Here is a 15,229-nt window from a genome sequence, read left to right on the forward strand (position 1 = left end):
AACTGTTTCAATCGACACATTTTTCTAAATTTCTAAAACAATTTAGCTAAACAACAAAAATTTTATTTCATCAGCATATAAAAACTTAGGAGCTTTTATGAAGTGGACTAACACACTAAAACATTTTTTCTTGTTTTTAATTTGTTTTCAATTAATGACTTTAGGCTTGCCAATAGCAAACAATGAAGTTTTAGCTAAACCTAGAACATCAAAAAAGCTAGAAATGAATCCTGAAATACTTCCTGGACTTGCTGCAAAAGTTGATGTTGTGGAAGATGAATTTGGAACGCCACATATTTTTGGCAAAAACTTTAAGGATGTTTTTTTTATGCAGGGCTTTTTGCATGCACGGGATAGATTTTTCCAAATGGATGTTACACGTCGCACGGTTGAAGGCTCTTTAGCTGAATTACTTGGCGTTGGGCCAAATAACAGTATTTTATCTAGCGATGTGCAATTGCGAGGCTTAAATCTTAAAGCTTCTGTCACCAAAGCTTTATCAATGATGCAAAAAGAAACTCGACAATTCTTAAAAGCTTATAGTGATGGTGTTAATGCCTACTTAAAAGACAACCCACTACCAGCAGAATATCAAGCATTAAAAATCACCCAAAAACGTATGTGGACGGAAACAGACTGTTTATTAGTTGGTAAAGGTTTAGCACTAAGTCTTTCTTTTGACACAGGCGATATTAACAACACATTAGCTTTACAAGCTTATCAAGCAGCAGGTATGGCGCAAGGTTTTGATGGTTCAGCATTATTTTTTGAAGATGTATTTCGTGTAGCTCCTTTTGACCCAAGTTTTTCTATTCCTGACGCAACGGGTCGGCCATTTTCTACCACTGGCACTAAAGCTAATAATCAAAGACTTAGTGCTAAAGTCCAAGAGCAGCAAAAATGGGCTAAACATATTTCTGACACAATTAAGCCTGAAACTTTAGAAATGGCTCAAGACTACTTAAATAAAGTTAAAAATATTCCTCTGCTAGCTAATGGTGCTGAAGGTCATGACCCAGATCGTGGAAGCAATTGGTTTATTTTAAGTGGTAGACTAACTGATTCTGGCGCACCGCTTTTAAATAATGATCCTCACTTAGGGTTTAATACTCCTCCAATTTGGTATCAAGTTCAACTTAATGTTACAAAAGGCAAAGGCAAAAAATTACTTAATGTTACAGGAGTAAGTTTAGCTGGGGTGCCTGGTGTGGTTTTAGGCCATAATGATGATATTGCTTGGGGTGCAACCACTTCAAACTTTGATGTTACAGATGTTTATCAAGAACAAATTAAAGCACAATTTGGTAGTGTATCAATTATTCATGATGGCAAAGAAGAACCTGTAATATTTCGAGATGAGTTTTTCCGAGCAAATCAAGTGGTAGATGGTATGAATGATAATTTAGTTATGATACCTGCTAGTGATTCTGTTCCTGGCCGATTTCCTTCTGTTCCACGTCGTAATGGTGGCCCAATTGTATCTATTAACTTATCTGCTCAAACAGCTTTAACACTGCAATATACTGGCTTTGGGCCAACTTTAGAAGTAGAAACATTTCTTGGCTTTAACCGTGCAAAAAATGTTGATGATTTCAAAAAAGCATTAGAGTTTTTTGATGTTGGATCACAAAACTTTTCTGTGATTACCACAACAGGCGATATGGCTTATTTTACAACAGGCGAAGTGCCTATAAGAGAAGACCTAGAAGCAGGTAAAGTTAACGGCGCACCTCCGTTTTTAATTCGTAATGGTGTAACTGGTAATGAATGGATGAGCATTAGAAATCGTCAACCAAACCAAGTCTTACAATATGAAATTTTGCCTTTTAATGAGCTACCTCAAGTCGTCAATCCAACCAACGGTTTTGTAGTTACTGCAAACGCTGACCCAACAGGTATTACAGCCAACAACAACCCATTTGAGCGTAAACGAGCAACAGGGGGAATCTATTATCTAGCTGCTACTGGTTATGCTTCGGGTGCGCGTAATGCACGATTAACAAAAGATATTCAAGAAGCTATTGCAAGCGGGCAGAAAATTACAGTTGAAATGGCCCGACGTTTTCAAGCAGATGTAAGAATGCGTGATGCAGAAATTTTAATGCCATTTATTCAACAAGCTTTTGCTAATGCTACAGCCGTAAATGCTCCAACTGAACTTTCTGCACTAGCCAAAGATGCAGGTATAAGTGAAGCTGTAAATCGCTTTAAGACTTGGGATTTTAGCACCCCTACAGGCTTAAAATCTGGTTATGATTCTTTTGTAGCTTTTGGCAGTGACCCTTCACAAAAACAAATTGATGATAGTGTTTCTACCACAATTTATAGCCTGTGGCGTTCACAAATGGTTAGAGATACTATTGATGCCACACTTCAATCAATGCAATTAACTAGACTTCCTGATAATGCTACCTCTATGGCATCTCTTCGTAATTTACTAGATAAATTTTCATCCAACAAAGGAAAAGGTGTTTCAGGAATATTTTTCTTTGGAAATACTGGTTTAGATAGTGCAAGTCCTGAAGTACAAAGAGATTTTGTTATTTTACGTAGCTTGCGACGTGCTTTAGATTCATTGGCGGCCAGATTTTGCTCTAGCTTTCCAAGGCTCTACCAAACAAAGTGATTATCGTTGGGGAGCTTTACATCGTGTTTCCTTCCCAAGTATGTTAGGGGTAAATACTGATTTTACAATTCCTTCTGTTAATGGCAAGTTCCAATCTCCAGTTCCAGGGCTTTTTGGACTACCTAGAGACGGAGGTTTTGATGTTCCAAACGCTTCTGGACATTCAGTTAGAGCTAGGGGAGTCAATGATTTTACTTTTAGAAGTGGGCCTAGCAAACGCACAACTATTGTTATGAAACCTGGGGCAATTGATTTTACTACTGCTATACCAGGTGGACAAAGTGCAGCACCTAATAGCAAATTCTTTGATAATTTACTTCAGTTTTGGTTAACAGCAGATGTTTATCCTGTACGTGATATTACTAAGCCAACTGCGGCACCAAATGAAAAACGTACTACTTTTGCTCCATTCAGAAAAGAGTAGGTCTTACTATAAATAAACAATTTTGTTAAATTTTAGCCCAGCAGATAGATCGCTGGGCTAATAATTTGTTGATACTATTATTGTTCTCGTTTTTGATAATAGCTTGTCCCAGAAACGGGCACCACATCTTGATTTTCCTTCTAGTTATTTTAGCTAAGTCCAATTAGATAAGTAGTTAACTAATAATACTTGAGTGGCATAGAAGTTTCTTTATAGTTAGCTTGGAGGCATTAAATGGACATTCAGCGCAAAGGCGTTAGTCGCAACCGCAAAATTCGCAATATTGTTTATCTAGTCCTAACACTAGTTGTTATTGCTGGTGTTAGCGTTGGTCTATCAAAGTTAAAACCTGCTGCTCCAACTGTTGAACGCTCTACAATTTGGGTTGACAGTGTTAAACAAGGCGCGATGCTGCGCCAAGTTCGCGGATTAGGAACATTAGTTCCTGAAGACATTCGTTTTATTCCTGCCACAACTCAGGGCAGAGTAGAAAAAATTCTTGTCCGTCCCGGTGCAATGGTGACACCTGACACAGTTTTAATGGTGTTAAGCAACCCAGAGCTTGATCAATCTGTTCAAGATGTAGACCTTCAACTAAAAGGCGCAGAAGCTGATTATGCTACATTACAAGTAAAATTAGAAAGCCAACAATTAGACCAACAAGCCATTGCTGCTAGTGTTCAAGCTGATTATAACCAAGCAAAATTACAAGCTGAAGCAAACGAAGAACTTTATAACAAAGGGTTACTTTCAGAATTACTTTATAAAGTAGCTAAAAATAAAGTTTCAGAACTAGCCACACGTTGCCAAATTGAAGAAAAACGTATAACAATTAGTTCAGAGTCCACTAAAGCCCAATTAGTAGCTCAACAAGCTAAAACTGACCAATTACGCGCCCTTTATCAACTAAGACGAAACCAATTAGATTCGCTTAACGTTCGCGCGGGTAGCAATGGAGTCTTACAACAATTATCAGTTGAAGTAGGCCAACAAGTCACCATTGGCACAAATCTAGCTCGTGTTGCCGACCCTAGTCGCTTAAAAGCAGAATTAAAAATTGCAGAAACTCAAGCTAAAGATATTCAAGTAGGGCAAAATGCTACAATTGATACTCGTAATGGAATTATTGCAGGCCAAGTTACTCGAATAGATCCAGCCGTGTTACAAGGCACTGTTACTGTAGATGTTGCTTTACTAGAATAACTGCCTAAAGGCGCACGTCCTGATTTAAGCGTAGATGGTACAATTGAGTTAGAAAATTTAACTAATATTCTTTATGTTGGTCGACCTGTTCATGGTCAAGCTAATAGCACAATAGGCTTATTTAAGCTAGATAGCACTGGAAAAGAAGCCATTCGTGTAACTGTAAAACTTGGTCGTAGTTCTGTTAATACAATTGAAGTTATAGAAGGTCTTTCTGTAGGAGAACAAGTAATTCTTTCCGATATGTCTGCTTGGGATGCTTATAATCGTGTCCGATTAAATTAAAAGTCTGATAAATCAAGGAGAACAATAACAATGAGTAAAGCTGACCAGCCCTTAATACGCTTAGAAGGAGTAACTAAAGTTTTTTATACCGATGAAGTAGAAACACACGCCCTTTCAGGCATTGAGCTAGAAATCCGATCAGGTGAATATGTTTCTATTGCTGGGCCATCTGGTTGCGGTAAATCTACGTTACTATCAATCTTAGGTCTACTTGATACACCCAGCCAAGGAAGTTATGCCTTAAATGGTAAACCTGTAGAAAAGCTAACTTTACCCGAACGCGCCAGAATTCGTAATCAAGAAATAGGCTTTATTTTTCAGAGTTTTAATTTAATTGGAGATTTAACAGTTTATGAAAATGTTGAACTGCCGCTAACTTACCGAGGTATGGCAGCCACAGAACGTAGAAAACTAGTCAATGAAGCATTAGAAAAAGTTGGTATGGGACATCGTGCTAAACACCTTCCTAGTCAGCTTTCCGGCGGGCAACAACAACGTGTTGCTGTTGCACGTGCAATTGCTGGGCAACCGCTAATTTTGATGGCTGATGAACCTACAGGAAACTTGGATTCAAAAAATGGTGATGCTGTAATGGAACTTTTAAGAGACTTACACCGAGGCGGTGCAACCATTTGTATGGTGACACACGACCAACGATTTGCCCGACACGCTGATAGAACTGTCCATCTTTTTGATGGTCGTATTGTAGAAGAGCGAATGACTGTCAATAGTGCGACTGCCTAGAACAAAACTACTCCTTGGTTGATGAAAACATGTTTTTACCAACCAAAATCACATTATAATAGCCTAAGTTATACTCTTAGGCTATCTACTGGTTTATTTATGATATCACTACGAGATATAGATAAAGTTTATTCTCATGGCGTAAGTAAAACTTATGTACTTCGCAAAGTAGCCTTTTATGTTTCAGAAGGCGAGTTTATTTCAATAATGGAATATCTGGAGCAGGAAAATCACCTTGCTACATTTGTTAGAATGCATGATAGTTCTTGGACGGGTGAATATTATTTTTAGATCATCCAGTTCATAAATTAGGTAAGAGGGAAAGATCAGATTTACATAAAAAAATATATTGGTTTTGTATTTCAAAGCTATCAATTACTTGATAATTTAACAGTTTATGAAAATTTAGAAGTACCTCTTTCTTATCGTGATATTAAAAGAAGTGAACGAGATAGCATAGTTTGTGATGTTTTAGATCGCTTTCAAATGGTTGGAAAAAAAGACCTTTACCCTAATCAACTGTCTGGTGGACAACAACAATTAGTTGCTATTGCAAGGGCTGTTATTGCTAAACCAAAGCTGATTTTAGCCGATGAACCAACAGGAAATTTACACTCAGATCAGGGAAGAGAAATTATGGAAATGTTCCGCTTACTTAACCAAAGTGGTACAACTATAATCCAAGTTACCCATTCTGAGCAAAATGCTGGTTATGGTAATCGAGTTATTAGACTTAGGGATGGTTGGATAGTTTAAAAATTTTTTGAGGTTTAGTTAATGAATTTTCCAAAGGTTTTAGTAGCTGATGATCAGCCACATATTTTAGAAGCTTTAAGACTGTTGCTAAAAAGCGAAGGGTTTCAAATAGAAACCGCTACATCTCCAGCAGCCGTTTTAAGTGCCATTAACGCAAGAGATTTTGATGCTCTATTAATGGATCTTAATTATGCAAGAGACACTACATCAGGCCAAGAAGGACTAGATTTACTTTTCCGTCTACACGCAGTTGATAGCACTTTGCCTATAGTAGTAATGACAGCTTGGGGAAGCGTTGAACTTGCTGTTGAAGCAATGCGACGTGGAGCAAGAGATTTTGTACAAAAACCCTGGGAAAATGACCGTCTTATTAGTATTTTACGAAACCAAATTGAACTAGGACAAGCACTTAGAAAAGGACAACGCTTAGAAGCAGAAAATCAGTTGCTTAGAAATGAGGGCCAAAATGTCCCAAAGTTGATTGCTGAATCTGCAACAATGAAGCCTATTTTACAAATAATTTCACGTGTCGGGCCATCGGATGCTAACGTGTTAATTACTGGTGAAAATGGAACTGGTAAAGGCTTAGTTGCACAGGCTTTACACGCGGTTTCTTCACGTTCGTCTAAGTCTTTAGTAACCGTTAATGCTGGTGGACTTTCAGAAGGAGTTTTTGAAAGTGAGTTGTTTGGTCATGTAAAAGGTGCTTTTACTGATGCTAAAAGTGAAAGAGTTGGACGATTTGAATTAGCTGATACAGGAACATTATTTTTAGATGAAATTGCTAATGTTCCACTAAATCTTCAAACTAAATTGCTAAGAGTTTTAGAAACAGGCGAATTTGAGCGCGTTGGATCTTCTCGTACTCGTAAAGCAGATGTAAGAATTATTTCTGCTACCAATGCTGATCTTAATGAAGAAGTTAATATAAACCGTTTTCGTCAAGACCTACTTTTTCGATTAAATACAATTGAAATACGCTTGCCACCCTTGCGTAACCGACGTGAAGATATACCATTACTTGCATCACATTTCTTACGCCAACATTCTCAACGTTACCGAAAAAAAATTATAGGTATTGATGATGCTGCTATGCAGGAATTGCTTAATCACCCTTGGCCCGGCAATGTACGCGAATTAGATCACTCATTAGAAAGAGCCGTGTTGATGGCTCAAGGAACTTCTATAAAAGCCGCAGATTTAGGTTTAAGAGTTGGACGCGAAACTGCCCTACGTTTAGAGGATATGAGTTTAGAAGATGTAGAATGCCATTAATTAAAAAAGCTCTAGCTCGCTATGAAGGTAATGTTAGTCGTGCCGCTGAAGCACTAGGATTAAGTAGAAGTGCGCTTTACCGACGACTGCAACGCTACCAACTATAAATTTCAAAGTGCGGGCATCCTGCCCGCATTCCTTTGAAATTTAATTATTTATTTCCATATCGCTATAAAAAACGCCTATAGGCACACTTTCGCCTTCTGACTCGGCTGTAACATCAGTTAATTTTAGATTAGCTTTTCCTGCTCCAAAAGCCTCAATGTTTATTGAAAAAGTGTTATGTTGATCATTTGGTTCAGGATGTCCAAATGTAGAAATCCCAATACTTGCAACAGTTATTTGCTTATCAACTTCATGAGGAAATAACACAGAAGCATTATTGCCAACAGATCGTTTAACTTTAATTACTTGTGGATTAAACTGTAAGTTAAACTTTAAACTAACAGATTGTTGAGTATTAACAGAAATTCTTATCTCTCCACTTTGACCAACTCTTAAATTTGGATTAAGAGGAGTTACTACAACTTTTATAGGTGAACGTGTTGTTGTGTTTGTTGGATTTTCGACTTTTGAACTAACTTTTCCTGTTGCATTAGAAGCCAGTTCTGTAACTGATTTGTTACCTAAACTAGTAGTATTATTAGTTGTTGGATAAGGGGTAAAAATTATTTCTCCTGTTGTTGGTTCGTTTTTATCACAGACACCATTTTTGTTGTCATCTAAGCAATTTGGATCTTTAGTTTTTGTGTTGGATGTGATTTTGTTATTGTCTAAAAAGCTGTTAACAAAAGGTTTTTTTGACTTTTTAGTACTAGATGAGGCCATAAGACTATTTTGTTTTGTTTTTTTTGAGGGCTTATGGTTTGCAGTTAGAGTTAAGTTTTGATTTTTGCTAATAGCAAAACGGCTAGTTTTATCAATGGTAAGGCGTGTTTCAGCCGTCTTTGGTGAAAGGGCAATATAATAAACTTTCTCTTGGTTGGGAAAGGCTGTATTACTAGATAGAGTAATTTTGCTAGTATCTGTGGAAAATCCAAGCCCAAAACCTCCATAGAAAATTAAGGAAGCAACACTAGTAAGCCAAATAAAAGTTGCTACTCTAACGCCTTTATCCCAGTAGGGGCCTTTATGCGCTTGACCAATATCATTAATAATTGCAATCATAAAAACTTTAGGACTACTAGCAAAATCCCGTAAGCTAGTTTCTACTTCATCAAAGCAATTAGTAATAAGTGGTTTTTGATTTAACAGAGTAAATTCAATAGGTTTAGTTAAAGAAATAGGGTTTGAAATTAGCAATTTAAGTTCTTGCCATTGAGGAGAATCCAAATTAGAAACCCTTTCTTTACTTGGAAAAGTAGAAAGTAACTTTTGGCAATCCTTACGGCAAAATTCGCAGGTGTATAGATGGGCAAAGAGATCTTTACCAATGTTACTAGTTATTTCTTCCAAATAATCTTGGAAGTCGGAGATCACTGTTTCGCAGCGCATAGTTGCTCCTCAAAATTAGTAAATGGCTTAATATTTTCGTTTTAGAGATTGGTTCAGACTGGTCTAACATTAAACTTCAGATAAGCAAAAGAAGTTGCAAATTTTTCTCTTTTTTACGGAACTTTTTTCATGTCAGAACTAGAAAAAAACTTTACTCAAGAAACATTAGAAAAAAGAGTCTTAACCTACCAAAACCGTATCTTACTTTTTAGTTTGCTTACGGGTTTTCCCGCAGTAGTTGTATCAATTGTCTTGCTTTGGAATAACAACTATAGCCCAAAAGTTATTTGGACATTAATTTTAATTATTCTGAGCTTTTGGTTAGGCTTTTCTTTTTCTATTGCCAGAAAAATTGTTTTTAATTTACAAACAGTTACTAATTTACTTGCTGCTCTACGTGAGGGAGATTATTCAATTCGCGCTCGTAGTATTGGACGAGGTGACGTACTAGGAGAAGTAATGCTAGAAGTAAATGCTATGGCAGAAACCTTACGTGAGCAGCGACTAGGAGCATTAGAAGCAAATGCCCTACTACGTAAAGTTATGGTAGAAATTGATGTAGCAATATTTACTTTTGATAGTGAACAGAGGCTGCAATTAGTCAACCGTGCAGGAGAAAAACTTTTATCTCAGCCAATGGAAAGAGTTTTAGGACGAACAGCTAAAGAATTAGGTTTAGCAGAATGTTTACAAGGAGAAAGTAATACTACAGTTACTCGAACATTTCCTGGTGGACGTGCTGGACGGTGGGAAATTAGACGTGGAATTTTTCGGGAAAAAGGCATGGCTAACCAACTACTAGTTTTAACTGACCTTAGCCGCGCACTACGTGAAGAAGAACGCCAAGCTTGGCAACGCTTAGTTAGGGTGTTGGGGCATGAGTTAAATAACTCTTTAGCTCCAATTAAATCTATTGCTGGAAGTTTAGAAAATATGCTGACTCGTAAGCCCCCTGATTGGCAAGAAGATATAAAACATGGTCTTTCTGTTATTGCTGCTCTCGCCGAAGCCTTAAACCGGTTTATGGGTTCTTATGCACGGTTAGCTAGGCTTCCACAACCAAGATTTCATAGTCTTGATGTAGCTGAATGGATTAAGCGTGTTGTTAGGTTAGAAACACGAATGGAAATAAAATTATCCCCAGGCCCAGATTTAATTATTGAAGCAGATGGAGATCAGTTAGATCAATTACTAATAAATTTACTACGTAATGCTGTAGATGCTGCTTTAGAAACTAGTGGTGGAGTTAGCCTTAGTTGGCAAGTAGAAAATAATTATCTTGAAATCTGCATAGAAGACGAGGGTTTAGGTTTAGCAAATACCTCTAATTTATTTGTTCCATTTTTTACTACTAAGCCGCAAGGCTCTGGAATTGGGCTTGTTTTATCCCGCCAAATTGCAGAAGCGCATGGAGGAACACTTTCTTTGCAAAATCGACCAAATGATAAGGGATGTGAAGCAAGGTTAAGAATTCCAATGGCTTCAGATGTAAGTAACTCTATAATATGATATTTAGTAATTGTATGAAATTAGAATTAGTAGCAGAATCAATAGAAATAGGTAGACAAACGCTTTTAATTCGAGATCTTGCATTTAGTCCTGATGGTAAGTTGCTGGCTAGTGCTGGGACGGATTCAATAATTAGATTTTGGGATGTTGCCACACAAAAAGAAGTAGGGCAAATTCTATGGGAAAAATTAGTTCCATATGGCTACTCTACTGTTGAATCAGTTGCATTTAGCCCTGATGGTAAATTATTTGCTGCCTGTGGCGGTATTGGCAGTCTAGCCCTTTTTTACACCTCTAACTTTCAATTAATTACAGAATTTCCTTTGCAAAAACGGACAAAACTTATTGAATCAAATGTTGCATTTAGTCCTTGTGGAAGATATCTTGCTGTAGTTGGCTGGAATAACGTTTTGCGTCTAATTTCTATAGAAGAACAAAAGGTAGTTCAACAATTAAATCTTCAAGGCTGGCTACATTCAATAGCTTTTCATCCTACAAAAAAATTATTAGCTGTTGGTGGTTCTAATTTTGTGCGATTGTTTGATTTTGAAACTAATCAAAGCTTTAATAATTTGCCAAAGAAAATAGCTCTTGATACTGAAAAGTTAGGTGGTAGCGATCTAGGTTTTAGTAATAATGGAAAATGGCTAGCTATAGCTTGTAGTGATGATAGCGTAAGAATTTACCAAGCCAACAAAAAGGAACCTCAGTTTATTTGTCGTAATCATCGTGGTGGATCTACTGCTGTGGCCTGGCATCCCAAAAATGACTTATTTATTAGTGGTGATGGAAGTAAGTTTATTTATCTTTGGAATGGTGAAAGCGCAGAATTACTTACATCTATTGCTGGTCATCAAAAAAAAGTTTCTTGTCTAAAATGGCGTTTAGACGGTGAGGTGTTTGCTTCAGCAAGTTGGGATAGATCCATTAAATTTTGGCAAATAGTTTAGTTATACTTTACAACTTTAAACTAGCTTTAATTAAACTAGCTTTAATAAAGGTAAGAAAATAATGGAAAAAATAATATTAGGGGCAGGATGTTTTTGGGGTGTTGAAGACTTGTTTAAGCAAGTTTGCGGAGTTATTTCAACCTGTGTTGGCTATTCAGGAGGATTTTTAGAAAATCCAAGCTATGAAGATGTATGCTACAAAAATACTGGACATACAGAAGTTATTGAAATTGAATATGATACAGCACAAATTAATCTTCAAGAAATATTGAATTTATTTTGGGATAATCATAACCCTACTTATAAAACTAAACCTCAATATAAATCTGTGATTTTTTATTTTACTCCTGAGCAAAAAAATTTAGCTGAGAACTTAAAAGAGCAATTAATTAAAAGTCAAAAATACAATAGTGAGATTAGAACAGATATTTTGCCTGCGCAAACCTTTTATAAAGCTGAAGAATACCATCAAAAATATTATGAAAAGCAAAAAATTAAGCTTGAGAAATATTTATCAATTTGCAAAGTTGATTTAACAGATTGAGAGCTAAAAAGCTTAGTTAGCTAGCTTTTTTTTTAAGAATAACAATAATCAACCATTAGCTAAATTTAATTTAGGTAGTTTAGTTTTATGGTCGTCTCACGGACGAAATTATGGTGGACATTTCTTTGGTTAGGCTGTATTGGTTTTGGTGGTGGAATAGCTGTTTTAGCTCAAATTTATGTCCTCATAGTCCAAAAAGAGGTTGGTTAAAAGAAGCAGAATATTGGGAGGCTGCTGCCTTTGGTCAAAGTCTACCTGGCTCATATGCTGTTAATGCTGTTAGCTATATTGGTTTAAGACTTCAAGGTACAATAGGAGCAATTATAGCTGTTGTAGCTTTTTTACTACCTTCTTTTTTTATGATGATTGGTCTAACGCTTCTTTATCGTGAACTACAATCCAGACAAATAACAAATCTAGTAACCCTTTTTATGTCAATGAATGCTGCTGTTGTAGGCATTGTTTTAGCTGTCAGCATCAAACTTGGACGTAATGGAGTTAAAAATTATACTCAAGCAATAATGGCTGTTGCAGCTTGTCTTATTCTGCTGCTTAAATTCTTAATGTAGTTGAGGTAATTTTAGCTGCGGGTATTATTGGAATTTTTCTAAATTCATTAAAACATTCTAATGAGGCTGTAATACAAACCGATGCTAGCACAAAGTCTAAAACAGATACTAGCTCTATACCTTCAACACGACCTGAAAAACTGTTATTGTTAATTCCACTACTTTTACTACTTACACCTATCTTACCATTATTAGGAAAAGTTATCTTTTTTATTTCTACGAATTGGAGCAGTAACTTTTGGTGGTGGGTTTGTGATGATCCCACTAATTGAGCAGGAAGTAGTTAAAAACGCTCATTGGCTTACACATCAGCAATTTGTTGATGGTATGGCTAGGACAAATGACCCTTAGGCCAGTTTTAATCACAGCTACTTTTGTTGGCTATTATGTAGCAGGTTTTTTAGGTGCAATAATATCTACTATTGCCGTATTTCTCCCATCGTTACTTATTACTATTATCATAGGTCATCCTTTAGAACGTTTTCGCACTAATCCACAAGTCCAAGCTTTTCTATCAAGCTGTTACTCCTACTGTTGTAGGAATGATAGAGCCTTATTGTTAATATTACCCAAGCAGGCGTTACTTCTAAAATAGGCATTTTAATTGCAGCTACAGGTTGTTTAGTTTTGCTTAAATGGCGCGTTAGCCCTGCTTTAGTGATGTTGGGAGCCATAATATTAGGTATCGCCTTAAGATATTTTCAAATAAGTTTAATTTAATTAACTATTAGCAATGTTTTGATTTAATCAAAAACTAAATATATAATCTCTGCTCACCGCAGTTTTCTTGATTTTTATGGAGCAAAAAATGAAGTATTCAGATGTAGAAAATTATATTCAGGTCAATTTGTCCCTGTTAACCTAGACCTCTTGGATGCATATAATCCCCGCTAATGGTAGTGTTATATCTAAAGTCCCGCTTTCAGGTATGGAACAAGTTGACGCGGCTGTAAAGGCTGCAAAAGAAGCCTTGCCTGCTTGGTCAAGTCTGCCTGTTAAAGAGCGTGTCCAAGTTCTTTATCGCTATAGAATGCTTTTAGAAAAAAATATTGAAGAACTTTACACATCTTATAACTGAAGAAAAATGGGAAAAATTTATAGTGAAGCAAAAGCTGAAGTCTTAAAGTCTATGGAATTAACAGAATTTGCTTGCTCAATGCCCTCAAATTGTCGCTGGCGAAGTAATGAAGTTAGCCGAGGCGTAGAATGTCTATAGAAAATACCTGTTGTTGGAATTGTAGCTTCTATAACTCCTTTTAACTTTCCAAATATAAAGGCTTAATTGACTATACCTAATGCTCTTGCTTTAGGCAATTGTATGATATTAAGCCTTCTGAATTAGTTCCTTTAAGCAGCGGGACGTATTGCAGAACTGCTAAAAGAAGCTGGGCTGCCTGATGGAGTGCTTAATATTGTTCATGGTAGTAAAGATAACAGTAGATGCAATTTGTGACCACCCTGACATAGAAGCAATTAGCTTTGGGTTCAACTAGTAGCAAAAATAGTTTACCGACGTGGTTTAGCTAACTTAAAGAGTATTAGCTTTGGGTGGTGCAAAAATCACTTAATTGTAATGCCTGATGCTGATTTAGAAATGAGTGCAAGCAATATTGTTTGCCTCAATGTCTGGCTGCAGGGCAGCGTTAGATGGCTGCATCGGTAATGATGGCTGTAGGTAAAGTAGATCACATCATTGACCGAATGGTTAGCTTTGTAAAAACTTGCGCTAAAGAAAGACATTGGCCCAGTAATTTCCAAGGAAGCCAAAGCACGAATTGAAGGCTATATCACAGAAGCGAGCAGCAAGGAGCAAAAGTTTTAGTTGATGGACGCGGCACAGTTGTGCAGGTCAAGAAGATGGTTTTATGTTGGCCAACTTTAATTGATTATGTAAAACCTTCTATGCGAATTGCTCAAGAAGAAATTTTGGCCCCGTTTTAGTAATTGTTCGCGCATGAACGTTGACGAAGCATAAAAGTGGAAAATAGTTCACCAATTTGTCACGCTGCATCAGTCTTACTGAAAGGAGGAACTGCCCGCTTTGTGTTGAGCATTTACCGAAAGTGACGGTATGGTAGGAATAAACGTCGGTACCTGTTCCACGAGAGCCTTTTCTTTTGGTGGTTGGAATGAATCACAAATTTGAGTAGGTGATATTACTGGACAGGGTTCTATTGAATTTTGGACTAAATCCCAAGAAAATTACCACCAAATGGAATATTGAGGTTGGTACCAAACTGGATGTCTTAAGATTTTTAAGTTAAATTGTTAAAGGGTTTGCCAATGTTAAGTTGCCCAACCTTAACATTTTATGAAGATACAACTTATTACTCTATCAACCTAAAGACTTAATCAACGGCAATCAAATTATCAGTTATTAGAATTAAGCAAATTTTAACTAAACTTGGTCAGTGTAAGTAAGTGTTAGCAGAAATCATAATGGTCAAGATGTAGATTAATGATTTGCCTTGCACGCGCTACGTAGAAACTTTTCATCAATTGAAAAATTTCATCAATGATCCAAATAAATAGGTTAGTAGTTGTACTAACAGGAACAGAATCCTTTATCAAAATATTCAAGCAGATATGTCAGCCCGTCAAGCTTTGGATTGGGCAACACGTTTAGTAGTGCTACAAAACAAGGTTTATTTGAACTTCCAGAAGCATTACAAGCTAAAACACAGGTTATTTATCAATCTGCTAAAAAGTTAAAGCTAAAAATAATTTTTTCCCACTAAAAGTTTTAATGTCTTAGTAGTTGCTAATTTACGTGTAGAAAAGGATCCCTTTCGCACAAGCTTTCTTAGCACTATCAAAATTACCTGAAGGGATTCTAAAATACAAGTTTTT

Annotated in this window: 11 protein-coding genes and 4 pseudogenes; 13 read left to right on the forward strand and 2 right to left on the reverse strand. The window is 36.5% G+C overall.

The genetic code is table 11. The features are described from left to right. The first annotated feature begins 97 nt into the window (after positions 1-97). From IPK14_21265 to IPK14_21290, 6 genes and pseudogenes are all read left to right on the forward strand, one after another. Positions 98-2,626 carry a penicillin acylase family protein gene (locus IPK14_21265; GenBank protein ID MBK7995810.1) on the forward strand — a complete coding sequence of 843 codons (2,529 nt, stop codon included), beginning with the start codon at positions 98-100 and terminating at the stop codon, positions 2,624-2,626. Beyond that, the gene (locus tag IPK14_21270; GenBank protein ID MBK7995811.1) at positions 2,571-3,050 is read left to right on the forward strand and encodes a penicillin acylase family protein; all 480 of its coding nucleotides are present in this window, start codon (positions 2,571-2,573) and stop codon (positions 3,048-3,050) included. The genes IPK14_21265 and IPK14_21270 overlap by 56 nt, the downstream gene beginning before the upstream one ends. Before the next feature lie 234 nt (positions 3,051-3,284). Beyond that, positions 3,285-4,538: pseudogene (locus IPK14_21275) on the forward strand (efflux RND transporter periplasmic adaptor subunit). Between the two features lie 30 nt (positions 4,539-4,568). Then, positions 4,569-5,282, forward strand: a complete 714-nt coding sequence (locus IPK14_21280) for an ABC transporter ATP-binding protein (GenBank protein MBK7995812.1) — start codon at positions 4,569-4,571, stop codon at positions 5,280-5,282. Positions 5,283-5,381: 99 nt separating this feature from the next. Beyond that, positions 5,382-6,038, forward strand: a pseudogene (locus IPK14_21285) (ATP-binding cassette domain-containing protein). 21 nt (positions 6,039-6,059) lie between these two features. Next, positions 6,060-7,420, forward strand: a pseudogene (locus IPK14_21290) (sigma-54-dependent Fis family transcriptional regulator). Positions 7,421-7,460: 40 nt separating this feature from the next. On the opposite strand, the gene IPK14_21295 reads toward IPK14_21290, so the two are convergent. Beyond that, complete coding sequence (locus IPK14_21295; GenBank protein MBK7995813.1) at positions 7,461-8,807, reverse strand: hypothetical protein; 1,347 nt, start codon at positions 8,805-8,807, stop codon at positions 7,461-7,463. A 129-nt stretch (positions 8,808-8,936) separates the two neighbouring features. Between IPK14_21295 and IPK14_21300 the strand changes: the two genes are divergently transcribed. From IPK14_21300 to IPK14_21315, 4 genes are all read left to right on the forward strand, one after another. Then, positions 8,937-10,316, forward strand: a complete 1,380-nt coding sequence (locus IPK14_21300) for a PAS domain-containing sensor histidine kinase (protein ID MBK7995814.1) — start codon at positions 8,937-8,939, stop codon at positions 10,314-10,316. A gap of 14 nt (positions 10,317-10,330) precedes the next feature. Next, positions 10,331-11,266 carry a WD40 repeat domain-containing protein gene (locus IPK14_21305; GenBank protein MBK7995815.1) on the forward strand — a complete coding sequence of 312 codons (936 nt, stop codon included), beginning with the start codon at positions 10,331-10,333 and terminating at the stop codon, positions 11,264-11,266. A gap of 61 nt (positions 11,267-11,327) precedes the next feature. Continuing rightward, positions 11,328-11,810, forward strand: coding sequence for a peptide-methionine (S)-S-oxide reductase MsrA (msrA, locus tag IPK14_21310; protein ID MBK7995816.1), 483 nt, complete (start codon positions 11,328-11,330; stop codon positions 11,808-11,810). Between the two features lie 125 nt (positions 11,811-11,935). After that, a complete protein-coding gene (locus IPK14_21315) occupies positions 11,936-12,379 on the forward strand; it encodes a chromate transporter (GenBank protein MBK7995817.1) in 444 nt (147 codons plus the stop codon). Here the strand turns inward: IPK14_21315 and IPK14_21320 are convergent. Then, positions 12,363-12,644 (reverse strand): hypothetical protein, encoded by a 282-nt coding sequence (locus IPK14_21320; GenBank protein ID MBK7995818.1) that lies wholly within the window; start codon positions 12,642-12,644, stop codon positions 12,363-12,365. The genes IPK14_21315 and IPK14_21320 overlap by 17 nt on opposite strands. Between IPK14_21320 and IPK14_21325 the strand changes: the two genes are divergently transcribed. The 3 genes and pseudogenes from IPK14_21325 to IPK14_21335 all read left to right on the forward strand — a co-directional run bounded on the left by IPK14_21325 (position 12,602) and on the right by IPK14_21335 (position 14,629). Then, positions 12,602-12,730, forward strand: a complete 129-nt coding sequence (locus tag IPK14_21325; protein MBK7995819.1) for a chromate transporter — start codon at positions 12,602-12,604, stop codon at positions 12,728-12,730. The two genes, IPK14_21320 and IPK14_21325, sit on opposite strands and share 43 nt — an antisense overlap. Next, complete coding sequence (locus tag IPK14_21330; GenBank protein MBK7995820.1) at positions 12,720-12,974, forward strand: chromate transporter; 255 nt, start codon at positions 12,720-12,722, stop codon at positions 12,972-12,974. Before IPK14_21325 ends, IPK14_21330 begins: the two co-directional genes overlap by 11 nt. 213 nt (positions 12,975-13,187) lie before the next feature. Beyond that, positions 13,188-14,629: pseudogene (locus IPK14_21335) on the forward strand (aldehyde dehydrogenase family protein). Positions 14,630-15,229 lie beyond the last annotated feature (600 nt).

This window comes from Blastocatellia bacterium (genome assembly GCA_016713405.1).
Taxonomy (GTDB): Bacteria; Acidobacteriota; Blastocatellia; order Chloracidobacteriales; family JADJPF01; genus JADJPF01.

What these genes read in the sequence shown, in the direction of transcription:
- IPK14_21265 (MBK7995810.1), top strand. Translation starts at nt 98, where the DNA reads ATGAAGTGGACTAACACACTAAAACATTTTTTCTTGTTTTTAATTTGT.
- IPK14_21280 (MBK7995812.1), top strand. Translation starts at nt 4,569, where the DNA reads ATGAGTAAAGCTGACCAGCCCTTAATACGCTTAGAAGGAGTAACTAAA.
- IPK14_21295 (MBK7995813.1), bottom strand. Translation starts at nt 8,807, where the DNA reads ATGCGCTGCGAAACAGTGATCTCCGACTTCCAAGATTATTTGGAAGAA.
- IPK14_21300 (MBK7995814.1), top strand. Translation starts at nt 8,937, where the DNA reads ATGTCAGAACTAGAAAAAAACTTTACTCAAGAAACATTAGAAAAAAGA.
- IPK14_21305 (MBK7995815.1), top strand. Translation starts at nt 10,331, where the DNA reads ATGAAATTAGAATTAGTAGCAGAATCAATAGAAATAGGTAGACAAACG.
- msrA (MBK7995816.1), top strand. Translation starts at nt 11,328, where the DNA reads ATGGAAAAAATAATATTAGGGGCAGGATGTTTTTGGGGTGTTGAAGAC.
- IPK14_21330 (MBK7995820.1), top strand. Translation starts at nt 12,720, where the DNA reads ATGACCCTTAGGCCAGTTTTAATCACAGCTACTTTTGTTGGCTATTAT.